Here is a 13105-nt window from a genome sequence, read left to right on the forward strand (position 1 = left end):
GGCTGGAACGTGACCGCGACCAACCCGAGCTCGGGCTCCTACGGCCTGGGCCAGGCCCTGCCGGCCTCGAAGATGGCCTCGGCCGGCGCGGACTGGAAGACCAACCCGGCCACGCAGATCAAGTGGGCGCTGGACTACATGAACACCCGCTACGGCAGCCCGAACGCCGCCTGGACCTTCTGGCAGGCCAACCACTGGTACTAAGCCGACCCCCTCGGCTCTCCCCCCACCTCGGGAGTCGGACAGGGACCACCGAGGCGACCCACGAGGGCCCCTCCCGCGCGAACGAGCGGGAGGGGCCCTCGTGCCGTTTCCGGACGTCCCGCCCCTGGTCAGCCGCCCTCTCGCGACGCCGGCCCGGCGAGCTCCTCGACGAAGTGCTTGAAGCGCCGCAGGTCGCCGCGGACCTGGACGCCGAGCACGCCCAGCCGGTCGGCCGCCTTCTCGGCCAGACCGGTGGGCTGGAAGGCCATGGTCATCCGCACCCGGGTCCGGGCCGGGCCGAGCGGCTCGAAGGCGACCGTGCCGGTGTGCTTCACGCTGTCGCCGGTGGTGCGCCAGGCGACCCGCTCATCGGGCACCCGCTCGACGACTTCGGTCTCGAACTTCCGGGACAGCCCGGCGATCCTGGTCCGCCAGTGGGCCCGGCGCTCGTCCAGCTGCCTGACCTCCGCCACGCCGTCCATGAATTTGGGGAAGTTCTCGAAGGTCGCCCACTGGTCGTAGACGACGCGGACGGGCGCGTCCACGTCGATCGACTCCTCCACCGTGCTCACCGCCGCACCCTCCCACGCCGTGCGCCTCTCCGGCCCGTCCTGTCGGGCGACCCGCCGAGCGGCCGGCCGGAAAGGGGCGAAATGTGCGGGCGGTGTCCCTGCCGATCCGGGCCGTGTGCCGGGTGGCGGCAACCGGGGTGTCCGCCTGGCCGGCGCGAATGTCGTCTACCCGGCGGTGCGGCCGGCGCCGTCCCCGTCCGGGCCCGGGGTGTCCCGTCCCAGGCCCCGGCGGATCGCGATCTCCACGGGTGAGTACGCGCCGTCGGCGCGCTCCAGTTCGTACGGTGCGGCCGGCATCAGGGGCGGCTGGGCCATGAAGCGCGGCCGCGCTCCGTGGTGCGGTTGCGCCGCGTGCACCAGGAACGGGTGGCACAGGTAGACGTCGCCCGGGGATCCGGTGGCGAGGGCGAGCGGCCGGTGGTCGGAGGCCGCCACCAGATCGGGAGCGAGGGCCAGGCCGCTCGCCCCGTCCTCCCCGTACTTCTCCAGCACCTTCGGCGCGTCGAGGTGCGAGCCGACCCGGATCCGGGTCGGGGCGTCCTCCTCACCCACCTCGCTGAACAGGAACAGCATCAGAAGCGCCCGGCCCTGGGAGCGCAGATTCGTGAAGTACCAGCTCTCGCCCTCCGGCAGGTAGCTCCCCTCGATGTGCCAGCCCGTGTCGTCCGGCTCCTCTTCGTGCGGGAAGCGCAGCGGGAACGTGCCCAGCGAGTAGCGCGGCTCCCAGCGCCCCGCGCCGACGAGCAGGTCGTACGCGCGGTGCAGGGACGGGGAGTTGGGTGCGGCGGCGAACGGTCCCTGCGCCATGCCGGCCACCCGGTGCACGGGCTGCTTCCACGTCGACGGGTCGTCCGGGTCACAGCCGGTCTCCCGCCAGAGCAGTCGCTCGCAGTCCGCGGCCACGCGCGGCGCGACGGCGCCCTCCAGCCTGACGAAGCCGTCGCGGAGGAAACGGGATACCAGGGTCGTGTCGTCCATGCCCCCATCGTGCGGCGACACCGGCCCCGGTCACCCGATATTTCCCGCACCGCCTTTGCCGGGTGACCACCGGCCCTCTTCCCGCTCCTCCGAGACCGGAAGCGGCCGGCCCGCGGCCACGGGACCACACGGCCGACGGCGGGCGGCCGGGTGGCCGCGGTCGGCGAGGACGCGGCCGGTGAGTACCCGGCGGCTCAGCGCCCGGCCGAGGAGAGGACCGCGGCGATGAGCTCGCGGCGGCCGGCCACGCCGAAGCGGGCGAAGACCGCTGTCAGGTGTTCCTGGACGGTGTAGGCGGACACGTGGAGCCGGCCCACGATCTCCCGTGTGGAGCACCCCTGGAGGACCAGGGCGGCCACCCGGTTCTGTGCGGGGGTGAGCCCGTGAGCGGCCAGGAGCAGGGAGCCGATCGCGGCGGCGGGGGCCGGCTCGACGACCACGCAGACCTGGTCGTCCGCGGAGCCCCGCAGGCGGGTGGCGTGCAAGGCCAGCCAATGACCGTCGCCGGTCCGCAGCCGGACCGGGCCCCGGCGGTCCGGTGCGTCCGCTCCCTGCGCGTCCCGGGACCGCACCAGGCGGGCCGCCACGGAGTAGACCGGCCAGGGCAGGCCCCGGACCCTGGGTGCCGGCAGTCGGTCGAGCCACCGTTCGGCGTCCGGGCTGATCGAGACGAGGGTGAGCTCCCGGTCGAGCACGATGACGCCGGGGGCGCCCGGCGCCTCGGGCCCGCCGCGCCTGATGGTGTCCCGGATCATGCTGCGGCGCAGGCCCTCGGCCAGGTGCGGGGCGAGCGTTCTGACGGCGGCGAGATCCCGGTCGGAGAAACCGGCGTCCGCATCCGCCCGGTGCAGACACAGCACTCCCCAGCAGTCGCGCCCTGCGATCAGGGCGGCCCGGAGCTCGTCCCCCAGCCCCAGACCGGCCATGATCTCCCGGTAGCGTGCGCTGGCGGACCGTCTCCCCAGGGTTGCCCGGTCCAGCGACATCACCACCTCCGGTCCCCGGGCGAGCGAGGCGAACTTGTTGACGTCCTCGCGGCCGAACTCGTTGTCGAGGAAGAGCGGGCCGACGCCAGCCAGCGGCTCCTGGGCCACCACCGACGTGAACAACAGGGTCGCCGGGTCGACGGCTGCGAAGAAGGCCGCTTCGACGGGGAGAACGCCCGGCAGGCGGCGCAGCACCTCAGCGCAGAGCCCGGGAAGTTCCAGGTCGGCGTGGCAGCTGTCGATCAGCCGCTCGATACGCCGTTCCCGGATGCCCGTGGCCATGATCCCGACGCTACGCCGGTGCCGGGGCCGGCACGAGCCCGAGCTGGCGCAGCAGGCCGAGGTCGTCCAGTCGTCCCCAGCGTTCGACGATCAGGCCGTCCCGGAGCCGGAAGATGTTGATGCCCTTGAGCACGACCGTGCGGCCGTCGCCCGCGACGCCCATCACTTCACCGCGTTGGGTGCCCGAGGCGGTGAACTGCTCGACGACCAGGTCACCCTCGCCGACGAGGAGTCCCAGGTCGGAATGCCAGTCGGGGAAGGCCCCTCGGAACAGGGCCCCTGCGGCACGCATCCCCTCCCGGCCCGCGTCGCCGCCCAGGGGCGGGTCGTGGTCGAGGTAGTCCTCGGCGAGGTAACCGTCGACGGCCGCCAGGTCGCCCCTGGTGAACAGCGCGTCGATGAACGCGATCACTGTCTGCTTGTTCCGCTCGATGGTGTCCATGCCGAAAATCCTCGACCCGCCGAGTCCCCGCCGGAACCCCAGCTCTCTGGGGTGTCCGCCCGTACCGGCCCCGCGGCGGTTCCGGAACGGGTGCGCGAAGGCCGGGCAGCCGTGGCACGGACCGCAGCGGGCGCCAGAGCCTTGGCTCACTCGCCGTGCGGCACACCGGTGGAAGGTACGCTGCGCGGATCGGCGCGACCGGGTGGCGGCGCGGTTCGAGCGCCGCGGGGTCGCCGTCGTCCCTTCCGTCGTCCCTTCCGAGGGGACGACCCCGCAGCGTCGCTGCTGTTTCTCGCTACTGGTCCACCTGTACTGGGCCAGTGGGCGGACCTGGCCGGTGCACGGCACCGTCCGGCTCTCGCAGCTGGTGCTCAACACCCGGGTGCCGTTCACCCCGCAAGGCCTGATCCCGCTCGCGGGCATGCTCTTCTCGGGCGCGGCACTGGTGCTGGTCCGGGGCGGGCGGCTGCCTGCCCTGGGCCGCCGACTGCCCGCGGTACTGCCGCGCTGGGGGAGCCGGGCGGTGGCCGCCGGACTGCTGGCCCGCGGCGCGGTCGGGCTGGTCTGGGTGACGGGGGCCTGGGCGGACCCGGCCGACACGTTCTACTGGCTCAACCTGCTCCTGTACACCCCGCTGTGCCTCCTGCTGGGCCGGGCGGCCTGGCAGGTGTCGGCGGCGGAAGGGGTGTCGGCACTTCCGTGGAGGGTCGTGGCGTGAAGGGCGGCCCGCCGGTGGTCCGGCGGGCCGGCCTTCGGGTGGACGGCGGGAGTGCGCGGACGGGCCCTACGGCCGGGGCAGCTCGCAGCCGTCCGGCCCGCAGGCGTCCGCGTCGCCCCCGCCGACCTGGACCAGCGGTGCCGGCGGCCGGCTCTCCCAGGCCTGCTCCAGCGCCCGCGTGAACGTTTCCGCGGGCTGGGCCCCGGACACCCCGAGCCGGCGGTCGAGGACGAAGAACGGCACACCCGTCGCCCCCATGGCGCTCGCCGTCGCCTCGTCCTCGCGCACGGCCTCCGCGTACGCCTGCGGATCGGCCAGCACGGCGGCGGCCGCCTCGCCGTCCAGCCCGGCCCCGACGGCCAGCTCGACCAGCCGCTCCTCGTCGAACGCCGAGCGCTCCTCGGCGAAGTTGGCCCGGTACAGCGCGTCCAGCAGCTCGGCCTGCCGGCCCCTCTCCTTGGCGAAGTGCAGCAGCCGGTGCATGTCGAAGGAGTTCGCCGCGTCCCGCCCGCCGTCCAGGTACGGCAGCCCTTCCGCGCGCGCGTTCTCGGCGATCCGGGCGTCCGCAGCCTCGGCCTGCTCCAGGCTCATCCCGTACTTCGCGGCGAGCAGCGGGAGCACGGGACGGGCCGCGCGCGGCGCGTTCGGGTCCAGCTCGAACGAGCGGTGCACGACCTCGACCTCCGCGCGGTGCGGGAACACCGCCAGGGCCTGCTCGAACCGGGCCTTGCCGATGTAGCACCACGGGCAGTTGATGTCGCTCCACACTTCGACGCGCACGGGACCGCACTCCTCTCACCGTGCGGGCCTGTCCCGCGCCGGTACTTACGGGAATGCGCTCGCGCACCCGAATATTTCAGGGTGAGAAATATTTGAACGGGCGGCCCACGACCGCGCAGCTCCTCAGCCGCTGGGTGCCAGCGCCGCGACCAGGTCCCCCGCCGTCAGCCGTTCCAGCTCCTCGGGCGCCGCGTCCACCGGCCCCGGGTAGAGCCGGTAGAGCGCCCCGGACAGTTTCTCCGGCGCCGGCACGTCCCCGTCCACCAGTGCGACGAACGCCCGTGCACCGTCCGGCAGTTCCGCCTGCCCGGCACCGTCGTCGTCCCGCCGCGCCCGCAGCCGGGCCGCGAACGCCCCGACGTCCTCGCCGTCGCGCCGCCGCCACCGCCGTACGCCGAGGCCGCCGCGCACGTGCACGTCGTCGGTGCCCGCCGCCGCCCGGGCGCAGGCGACGTCCCACAGGGTGGCCCGGTTCTCCGGGCCGAAGTGGGCGAGCACGTCGCGGCTGAGCGAGCCGACCTCGGCCTGGTGGCGGTGGACGCTGTGGTAGCCGCCGTCGGCGCCCGTGTTGAGGTCGGTCCAGGTGTACTGCCGCTGCGCGAGGTCGACGATCATCGGGACGGACACCTTGGCGTCCCCGACCAGGTCCAGCCGCTGGCGGACCGCCCTCGGGTGGTAGTGCTCGCCGCCGGAGGGCGTCGCGCCGAGGTCCATGAAGCCGGCGAAGGCCTCGGTCAGCTGCTCGAAGGCGACGTCGTTGTAGCTGAACACGATCACCACCGCGTACCGCGCGCCGCCCGCCGCCAGCCGGGCGAGGTCCAGGTCGACGAACTCCGTCGCGCCGTCGGGCGGCGGCGCGGACACGTAGTCGCCCGAGTGCACGGCCGCCCGGTCGCCGTGCACCAGGTTGGTGTAGTCGCACAGACCGCTGAACCGCCACTGCTCGTCGTACAGCGCGACGGACAGGTCGAGGTCCACCCGCAGGTGCTCCGGCTGCATCCAGTGCACGAACAGCCGCAGCCGCTCGCCGGCCGGCAGCCGCTGCCGGCTCCCGCGCGGCACGCACACCAGGGTCTTGGCGGCGGCCCGTTCGGCGAACGGCGCGACCAGGTCGGCCAGGCCCTCGTCCAGCAGCGCGCGGTCGTAGCGCTCGCCGCCGCTGCGGCGCAGCAGCTCGGCCTCGATCAACGCGCAGAGCGGGGCGCCGAGTTCGGCGGGCACCACGGTGCCGTGGTCCTCCCGGGCGTGCGCCAGCGAGACCGTCCCCCGGGGGAAGTACAGCCGCCGCTCGCCCGCCGTCCGCTTCCCGCGCAGCCGCCCGTACGCGCCCAGCAGCGGCCCGGGGGCGACCCGGCCCAGGGCCCGGGCCACCGTCTCCAGCAGTTCGGGCGGCAGTGCGGCGCCGGGATCGGTGGTGGCGTGCACCCGCAGCACGTGGTGCAGCCGGCGGACCAGCTCGCCCGGGCGCGCGGCCAGCACCCGTACCGCACCGGCGGCGTCCCCGGCGGCCAGCAGCGATTCGACCCGCCCGGCGAAACCGGTGAACGCCAGCCGGGTGTGATCGCCGGTGGTGACCACGCGCAGCGGCGCGGGCGGCTCGGCGAACTCCCGGCCCACCTCGTGGGTGCGCAGGTCCGTTTCCCGCAGCAGCACGAACGCGGCCGTCACCTTCGGGAAGCGCCGCCGGTGCTCGTAGGGGTGCAGCAGTTCGCCCGCGCGCAGCCAGGCCGAGCGGTGGCGGCGCAGGTCCTCGGCGAGGGCGGTGGGGGACAGGCCCTCCAGGACCTCCAGCAGGCCCCGGCGCAGCGGCCGCGGCAGGTTGCGCAGCCGCAGGCGCCGGGCGGTGGCGGGCAGCAGGTCGGGCTCGGCGCCGGACCACGCCCAGAGCAGCCGCAGCACGTCGGTCGCGGTGTCGACCCGCTCGGCCAGGACGGGCAGGGCGGAGGTGGCGTCGCGCTCCAGCAGGGCGGCGAGGACGGTGGCCTTGGTCTCGCGCAGCGGGATCCGCGCGGGCAGGTGCTGCGGCAGGTCCTCGGGCGCGTGGGCGAGCAGCGCGGCGAGGTCGTCGCGGTCCTGCGGGGAGAGCGGGGTGCGGCGGGCCAGCAGGCGGTGGAACTCGGCCATCGCGGCGGTGACCTGGTCGGCGGTGATCAGCCGCAGCGGGCGCAGGGCCTGCCGTCCGCCGAAGTCCTGCGCCGCCTTGCGCCCGGCCGAGCCGTCCTCGCCCAGGTAGGTGCCGGTCGCCAGCCGCGCGCCGCACAGCGGGCACTGCCCGCCCCGGCCGTCGGCGTCCAGGCCGTCCAGGCAGGGCGCGCAGAGCAGGTGCGCGCAGGGCGCGAGCGCGCCGACGCCCACCTCGGCGCCGCGCCGGCCGCAGTGCGCGCAGGGCTGGTTCGGCTGGTTGAGCAGGAACGCCCTGATCTGCCGGGTGTAGAGGACGTGCGCGTGGTCCGGCACGGCGTCCGGGAAGCGGCGGAACAGCGGCAGGTGCTCGCGGTCCGCGCCGAGCAGGTGGTCGATCCGGGCGAGCAGCCCGTCGCCCAGCTCGGCGAGCCGCACCGGCGCCAACCGGGCCAGCGCGGCGCGCAGTTGCGTGGTGAGGACGTAGCCGCGCCGGACCAGATCGGCATCGAGGGCCACCAGGCCCCGAACGCTCCACGGATCCGCGGAGGGCAGCAGTTCGCCGGGGGCCACGGCGAGGGCACCACGCCGGCGGAGCAGGAAGGAACCGAGATCGAGATCGACGCTGACGTCGAAGGGAGCCACGATGGCTCGGGGCATGCGGAGAGATCCCCCCACGGAGGCGGAAAGTAAGGAGGGGCGGAGAGGGGGCGCGCTACTGGTTTTCGAAGGAAGAAGAGAAGGAAGCGCGCCGCGGAGCCGCCAACACGGCGACCATAGCCGAACACCGAGGCACCGCCCACCGATTTATTCCGGCCACCTCGGAGCAGGACGCCACGCCCGCCCCTGGGGCCCCCGGTTCGACGGCTCGTGGCCCGGCACGCGGCGCACGCGTTTCGGTGGCCGCCCCTCCCGGGAGCCGGCACCGCCGGCCAACTCCCTTGAGCGGTTAGCCTTTTCCGCATGCAGACCACCCGCCCCGCAAGCCCGGGTCCCGCCACCACCCTCGACCGCCTGCTCGCGTTCGGCTCACTGCCCGCGGCCGCGGCCGTGCTCACCGGGACGAACGCGCTCTACCTGCTGCTCGTCGTCTTCGGGAACGTCACCGACTTCCCCACCAACCAGCACTTCGTCCAGCACGTGCTGGCGATGGACACCACCTTCCGGGACGGGAACCTGATGTGGCGTTCCATCACGTCCCCGGGCCTGCAGAACGCGGCGTACGTCGCGATCATCGCCTGGGAGGCGCTGAGCGCCCTGGTGCTGACGGCCGGGACGTTCGCCTGGTGGCTGCGGCCGGACCTGGCGCGCCGGCTCAGCAGCCTCGGCCTGCTGCTGATGCTGCTGCTCTTCGGCGTCGGGTTCATCGGGATCGGCGGCGAGTGGTTCGCCATGTGGCAGTCGAAGACGTGGAACGGCCTGGACGCGGCGATCCGCAACGTCACCCTGGCCGGACTGGCGCTGGTGGTGGTGAACCTGCCGCACCGCCCGCACACCCCGTCGGAGTGAGAAGACGCGCGCCGGTGCTGCCCGCCCGGTCGGCACCTCCGCCGCCCGCCACCTCCCCGGCACCGCCGACTTTCACGTTCCAGCCCTCGGGGCGCCGTCAGCTCGCGTCGTCCCCGGGAGCCCCGTACTCCCGGTGCACGTCCAGGTAGGGCAGTTGCACCCGTTCCCGCCAGTCCGCCGCCTGTTCGTGCGCCGCCGGCCGCACCGCCGCCGCCTCGCCCGCGTCCTCGGCCCAGCCGTACGGGTACGGGCTGCCCAGGGCCACCGCCGTCGCGGCGAGGTAGCGGGCCATCGCCGCGTCGTCCGGTACGGCCAGGGTCTCGACCTCGCCCCGGTCGACCGTGATGCCGATCTCCCAGCCCCCCTGTGCCGTGCGCTGCGCGCCCCAGCCGCGCGCCCAGTGCACGTGCTCCGCCGTGACCTCGCCCCCGGGCCCGGGATCCAGCCCCGCATCACGCAGCGCGGGGACCACGGCGGCCGGGGACGGCCAGGGGATGGGCAGCCCGGCGCTCACCGCCACGCCGAGCACGGTGCGGCACGGGTAGGGCGTGCGGCAGCACGCGCAGCGCGGCTGCTGCGCCTCGGAGCCGCCGCCTTCCGCCCGGGCGGGCTCGTGCAGCTGCACCACGGCGCCGAGCAGGTACTGGTGCCTGCCGACCGGTTGCCCGGCGTCCTTCAGGTCCCGCAGGAACAGCTGCAGCAGCCGGTGGAAGAGCCGGCCGCACTCGTGGCTGCCCAAGGGCGGCACCGGCACCCGGACCACGCTGTCACTCCCTCGCCCGTCACGACCCATGCGGGCGAGCCTAGGGCCTTCGCGCCGGTCACCCGGCCGGGCCCTGGACGCCGGCCGTGTCCGAACGCTCACGGACCGGATTCCGCGAGGTTCGAACCTCCGATCGTCCGGGTACATACCGAGTGTTCGACAGCTACCCGAGGGGGCGCCATGGCCACGCTGATCGCCTTGTTCGCGGGCCTCGCCGTCATCGTGACCGGCCTCGCCGTCCACCTGCACCGCAGACCCGACAACCGGACCGAGACCGTCGAAGGACTGCTTGCCGAGCAGGAGCGCACGGCCCGGCTGCGGGCCGCCCGCTCCTCCTACAGCTCGATCGCCATGCACAGCACCCACGGCCTGACCGTCGACGACCTGGAGAGGTACCGCAGGTAGGGTCCGGCCGGCTGCGCAGCAGCCCCGGTACTCCACCGGGCAGGACCTGAGGTCCGGCCGGCCGGAGCACCGGGGCGGCGGGGGAGCGGTGCCGTGTGCGCGGTCAGGCGTTCTGCGCCCCGTTGAAGACGTTGTAGGCGTCGTCACGGAAGTAGGCGCTCACCGCCCACCACTTGCCCTGCCAGCTGTTGCCCGTGACGAAGTCGCCGGTCTGCACGGCCGAACCGTCGTTCTGGTCGTAGTTGACGAAGAACGGTCCGCCGCTGGCACCTCCGCCCAGTCCGATGCAGTTGTCGATCCGCGCGGTGGACGGCTGTTCGGGGCCGGCCACCGGCTGGCCGCCGCACCAGAGCATGTGCTCCCGCTCGGCGGGAACCACTCCGGGGATGCCGATGATGTGCGCGTAGTTGTTGATGTCCCGGTTGAACCCGATACCGGTGGCCCCGACGACGTCCGCGATGTGCTGTCCGTTCAGCGTGTTCAGCACGATGAAGGCGATGTCGCCCTGCGGAGCGGGGGCGTCGACCCAGCCGGCCGCCCGCCAGCTCCACCAGCCGTGGGGGGCGTTCCCCGCGTCGTAGCCGGGAGCGAACGAGAAGTCGTGCCCGCCCTCCACGCAGTGCCGGGCCGTGGCGATGACGTCGCGGTTGGCGCTGGAGACGACATTGGCGGTGCACACGCCGTTCCCGGTGAGCAGCCGCCCGGTGGTGCCCCAGACGCTGGCCTTGCCGGCGGCCGTCGCACTGGCGGCGACCCTCGCGCCGGCCTTGGGGTTGGCGGTCGGTTCGGTCGCGTGGATCGTCAGCGGCCGGCCGCCGAGGGAGCTCTCCTGGTCGGGAGCCCAGCTCGTACTGGCGGCATGCGCCGGGTTGATCAGGACGTGGCTCTTGGCGCCGACCCGCTCGATCGGCCCGGTGCCGGCGGCCGGTGCGGCGGACGAGACCGGCACGGCCAGGCCGAGGGCCGCCACCGATGCCACCAGTGCTGTGAGGAGACCGCGCATGCGCATGGGTGTCCTTTCTTGACTGCGGGATGTCGGGATGTGCTGTCCCGTCAGCTTGGAAGTGGCACGTCAACAATTGGTCAACAACGTGCCAACGACTGCACCGGCGACCACGGCCGGCCCGGGCCGGTGACCGGCGTACCGGAAGGTCCCCACGGTATTTCCGTTCGGCTGACGCGAGTTGGCAAATTCGGCATACTAACCGTCCATGAGAGTGGCTCTGTTGACCGCCGGTTCGCGTGGTGACGCGGCTCCCTACACCGGCCTGGGGCACGCGCTGGAACGGGCCGGGCACCGGGTCACCCTGGTCACCCACGCCCGTTTCGCCTCCCTCGCCGAGGACGCGGGCATCGGCTTCCATCCGCTGCCGGTGGATCCGCGGGCGGAGCTGGAGACCGAGCGGGGGCGTGCGCTGCGGCGCAGCGCCAACGACGTGGAGCAGCGGGCCCGGGCCTTCCTGCTCGCCCGGCAGGGCGCGCGGCAGATGGCGGAGGGCCTGCTGGCGGCCGCCCAGGAGGCCGATGTGCTGCTCGTGTCGAGCTCGTTGCAGTTGCCGGGTCACACCCTCGCCGAGGGGCTCGGGCTGCCCGGCATGGGCGTCTACCTCCAGCCTCTCCACGCCACCGGTGAGTTCGCTCCGAGCGTCATGAGCACCCGGTCCTTGGGGCCGGTCGGCAACCGGATCGCCGCGCGGGCCGTGAACGCCGCCGTGGACGCCGTCTACTCCGAGACCGCCCGCACGTTGCGGGCCCGCCTCGGCCTGCCGCCCCGCAGTACCCGCGCCGCCCGCCACGCCCGTGAACGGCAGCGCTGGTCCGTCCGGCACGGCTTCAGCCCGCTCGTCGTCCCCCGGCCCCGCGACTGGCGCCCGGAGCTGACCGTCGACGGCTACTGGTGGCAGTACGACCCGCCGGGCGCCGGACTGCCCCAGCGCGTCCGGGACTTCCTGGCGGCCGGCCCGCCGCCGGTCTTCGTCGGGCTGGGCAGCATCCCGGTGCGCGACCCGGCGCGGCTGGGCGCGACGGTGGTGCGGGCCCTGCGCGCGGCCGGGCTGCGCGGGGTGGTCCAGCGCGGCTGGAGCGGTCTGGAGGCCGACGGCGACGACATGCTCACCGTCGACGACCTCCCGCACGCCGTGCTCTTCCCGCAGACCGCCGCCGTGGTGCACCACGGCGGAGCGGGCACCACGGCGGCGGCCCTGCGCGCGGGGGTGCCCGCGGTCCCGCTTCCCCTCCAGCTCGACACCGGTTTCTGGGCCGCCCGCCTGGCCGCCCTGGGCGTCGCGCCCCGGGCCGTACCGCTGCGCGGCCTCACCGCGCCGGCGCTGACCGCCGCGCTGCTGAGCGTCACCACCGACCCGTCCTACCGGGAGCGGGCCCGTGCCCTGGGCGCCCGCATCCGGGCGGAGGACGGGACGGCCCCGGTCGTCGCCGCCGTGGACCGGCTGGCCAACGCCTGAGGCCGGCGACGCCACCGCCACCGCGGACCCGTCCGAGGGAACGCGGACCGCGGCGCCGACACGCCGTCCGGCGACGCCCGGAGGCCGCCACCCCGCAGGGTGGCGGCCTCCAGTGCCTTCTCGGGGCCGCCGTAGCGTAGCGCGTGCCTCGGACAACGGCCCCGGCGAGGCTCGGCCGGGAAGGGGGTCAGGCGGTGGCCTTGCCCGCAGTGACCAGGGCGGCGAGTGCGGTCCGCTGGACGTACACCAGCAGGCCGACGGTGACGCCGGCCATCACCAGGGCCATCAGGACGTGGCCGAGTGCCGAGACGAGGGCGAAGCCGAGGGCGCCGAGCAGGACGTGGGTGCCGATCCGCAGCCCCACGAGGGCGAAGGCGACCTTGCGCGTGCCCTTGCCGCGCCACAGCAGCTTGGCGAGCTTCAGCCGCTTGCGCAGCAGGGTGAGCGAGACGGTGATGTTGGCCGCGACGAGGACGACCAGGGCGGGCCAGGCGGCCGGGAAGGCGCGCAGCAGGTCGAAGGCGCCGGCCAGGACGCCCTCAAAGCCGAAGAACCAGGCGGGCAGCCGCATTTCGCCGACCGAGGGCAGCACTTCACCAGCCGTGCCGGCCGTGCCGGTCGCGCCGGTGGCGTCGTGGCCGGCGTCGAGGCCGGCGGCTGGTTGGGATGCGGTCGCGTCGGTGCCGGTGCTCGCCATCCCTGATCTTGCAGGGTATCCCCGGCTTCAGCCGGGGAGGGATGCATCCTTGGCCCGGAGCCGCGAAGCGGCGGAGAACGCTGCGTTGTCAGTGGGGTGCACTAGCTTGACCACATCGACCGAAAGGGGGTGGGCTGGATGATCCGTGCGTACAAGTTCCTCATGCGGCCCACCGTGGGCCAGGCG

13 protein-coding genes and 1 pseudogene are annotated in these 13105 nt (G+C 74.3%); 5 read left to right on the forward strand and 9 right to left on the reverse strand.

The features are described 5' to 3' along the window. Nucleotides 1–204: pseudogene (locus ACFV4G_RS40745) on the forward strand (lytic transglycosylase domain-containing protein); the annotation flags it as partial. 128 nt (nucleotides 205–332) lie between these two features. On the opposite strand, the gene ACFV4G_RS40750 reads toward ACFV4G_RS40745, so the two are convergent. The 4 genes from ACFV4G_RS40750 to ACFV4G_RS40765 all read right to left on the reverse strand — a co-directional run bounded on the left by ACFV4G_RS40750 (nucleotide 333) and on the right by ACFV4G_RS40765 (nucleotide 3464). Beyond that, on the reverse strand, nucleotides 333–776 hold the full coding sequence (locus tag ACFV4G_RS40750) for an SRPBCC family protein (RefSeq protein WP_380448205.1): 444 nt from the start codon (nucleotides 774–776) through the stop codon (nucleotides 333–335). Between the two features lie 165 nt (nucleotides 777–941). Further along, nucleotides 942–1754, reverse strand: a complete 813-nt coding sequence (locus ACFV4G_RS40755; RefSeq protein WP_380448207.1) for a phytanoyl-CoA dioxygenase family protein — start codon at nucleotides 1752–1754, stop codon at nucleotides 942–944. A gap of 194 nt (nucleotides 1755–1948) precedes the next feature. Continuing rightward, on the reverse strand, nucleotides 1949–3022 hold the full coding sequence (locus ACFV4G_RS40760) for a LuxR C-terminal-related transcriptional regulator (RefSeq protein WP_380448209.1): 1074 nt from the start codon (nucleotides 3020–3022) through the stop codon (nucleotides 1949–1951). Between the two features lie 10 nt (nucleotides 3023–3032). Further along, complete coding sequence (locus tag ACFV4G_RS40765) at nucleotides 3033–3464, reverse strand: ester cyclase (protein ID WP_380448211.1); 432 nt, start codon at nucleotides 3462–3464, stop codon at nucleotides 3033–3035. 202 nt (nucleotides 3465–3666) lie between these two features. Between ACFV4G_RS40765 and ACFV4G_RS40770 the strand changes: the two genes are divergently transcribed. Then, entirely contained in the window at nucleotides 3667–4182 is a 516-nt protein-coding gene (locus tag ACFV4G_RS40770; protein ID WP_380448213.1) for a DUF3995 domain-containing protein, read from the forward strand. Between the two features lie 66 nt (nucleotides 4183–4248). On the opposite strand, the gene ACFV4G_RS40775 is transcribed toward ACFV4G_RS40770, so the two are convergent. Further along, nucleotides 4249–4962 carry a DsbA family oxidoreductase gene (locus ACFV4G_RS40775; RefSeq protein WP_380448215.1) on the reverse strand — a complete coding sequence of 238 codons (714 nt, stop codon included), beginning with the start codon at nucleotides 4960–4962 and terminating at the stop codon, nucleotides 4249–4251. A 123-nt stretch (nucleotides 4963–5085) separates the two neighbouring features. Continuing rightward, nucleotides 5086–7743: an MXAN_6230/SCO0854 family RING domain-containing protein gene (locus tag ACFV4G_RS40780; protein ID WP_380448217.1), complete on the reverse strand. Its 2658-nt coding sequence runs from the start codon at nucleotides 7741–7743 to the stop codon at nucleotides 5086–5088. Nucleotides 7744–8046: 303 nt separating this feature from the next. On the opposite strand from ACFV4G_RS40780, the gene ACFV4G_RS40785 reads away from it, so the two are divergent. After that, nucleotides 8047–8592: a DUF2165 domain-containing protein gene (locus ACFV4G_RS40785; RefSeq protein ID WP_380448219.1), complete on the forward strand. Its 546-nt coding sequence runs from the start codon at nucleotides 8047–8049 to the stop codon at nucleotides 8590–8592. 97 nt (nucleotides 8593–8689) lie between these two features. Here the strand turns inward: ACFV4G_RS40785 and ACFV4G_RS40790 are convergent, their stop codons facing one another. Beyond that, the gene (locus ACFV4G_RS40790; protein ID WP_380448221.1) at nucleotides 8690–9385 is read right to left on the reverse strand and encodes a hypothetical protein; all 696 of its coding nucleotides are present in this window, start codon (nucleotides 9383–9385) and stop codon (nucleotides 8690–8692) included. A gap of 150 nt (nucleotides 9386–9535) precedes the next feature. Here ACFV4G_RS40790 and ACFV4G_RS40795 point away from each other — a divergent pair, with 150 nt between their 5' ends. After that, on the forward strand, nucleotides 9536–9760 hold the full coding sequence (locus ACFV4G_RS40795) for a hypothetical protein (RefSeq protein ID WP_380448223.1): 225 nt from the start codon (nucleotides 9536–9538) through the stop codon (nucleotides 9758–9760). A 103-nt stretch (nucleotides 9761–9863) separates the two neighbouring features. Here ACFV4G_RS40795 and ACFV4G_RS40800 read toward each other — a convergent pair whose 3' ends face one another. Further along, on the reverse strand, nucleotides 9864–10763 hold the full coding sequence (locus tag ACFV4G_RS40800) for a trypsin-like serine peptidase (protein ID WP_380448225.1): 900 nt from the start codon (nucleotides 10761–10763) through the stop codon (nucleotides 9864–9866). A 208-nt stretch (nucleotides 10764–10971) separates the two neighbouring features. Here ACFV4G_RS40800 and ACFV4G_RS40805 point away from each other — a divergent pair, with 208 nt between their 5' ends. Further along, nucleotides 10972–12222 (forward strand): glycosyltransferase, encoded by a 1251-nt coding sequence (locus ACFV4G_RS40805; protein ID WP_380448227.1) that lies wholly within the window; start codon nucleotides 10972–10974, stop codon nucleotides 12220–12222. Nucleotides 12223–12409: 187 nt separating this feature from the next. On the opposite strand, the gene ACFV4G_RS40810 is transcribed toward ACFV4G_RS40805, so the two are convergent. After that, nucleotides 12410–12919, reverse strand: coding sequence for a hypothetical protein (locus ACFV4G_RS40810; protein WP_380448229.1), 510 nt, complete (start codon nucleotides 12917–12919; stop codon nucleotides 12410–12412). Nucleotides 12920–13105 lie beyond the last annotated feature (186 nt).

The sequence above is a fragment of the Kitasatospora sp. NPDC059747 genome (assembly GCF_042732955.1).
Taxonomy (GTDB): Bacteria; Actinomycetota; Actinomycetes; order Streptomycetales; family Streptomycetaceae; genus Kitasatospora.

Bases quoted from the DNA above. Each gene is read 5' to 3' on its own strand.
- ACFV4G_RS40805 (WP_380448227.1), top strand. From the start codon at position 10,972: ATGAGAGTGGCTCTGTTGACCGCCGGTTCGCGTGGTGACGCGGCTCCC.
- ACFV4G_RS40795 (WP_380448223.1), top strand. From the start codon at position 9,536: ATGGCCACGCTGATCGCCTTGTTCGCGGGCCTCGCCGTCATCGTGACC.
- ACFV4G_RS40755 (WP_380448207.1), bottom strand. From the start codon at position 1,754: ATGGACGACACGACCCTGGTATCCCGTTTCCTCCGCGACGGCTTCGTC.
- ACFV4G_RS40765 (WP_380448211.1), bottom strand. From the start codon at position 3,464: ATGGACACCATCGAGCGGAACAAGCAGACAGTGATCGCGTTCATCGAC.
- ACFV4G_RS40800 (WP_380448225.1), bottom strand. From the start codon at position 10,763: ATGCGCGGTCTCCTCACAGCACTGGTGGCATCGGTGGCGGCCCTCGGC.
- ACFV4G_RS40780 (WP_380448217.1), bottom strand. From the start codon at position 7,743: ATGCCCCGAGCCATCGTGGCTCCCTTCGACGTCAGCGTCGATCTCGAT.
- ACFV4G_RS40785 (WP_380448219.1), top strand. From the start codon at position 8,047: ATGCAGACCACCCGCCCCGCAAGCCCGGGTCCCGCCACCACCCTCGAC.
- ACFV4G_RS40790 (WP_380448221.1), bottom strand. From the start codon at position 9,385: ATGGGTCGTGACGGGCGAGGGAGTGACAGCGTGGTCCGGGTGCCGGTG.
- ACFV4G_RS40760 (WP_380448209.1), bottom strand. From the start codon at position 3,022: ATGGCCACGGGCATCCGGGAACGGCGTATCGAGCGGCTGATCGACAGC.
- ACFV4G_RS40810 (WP_380448229.1), bottom strand. From the start codon at position 12,919: ATGGCGAGCACCGGCACCGACGCGACCGCATCCCAACCAGCCGCCGGC.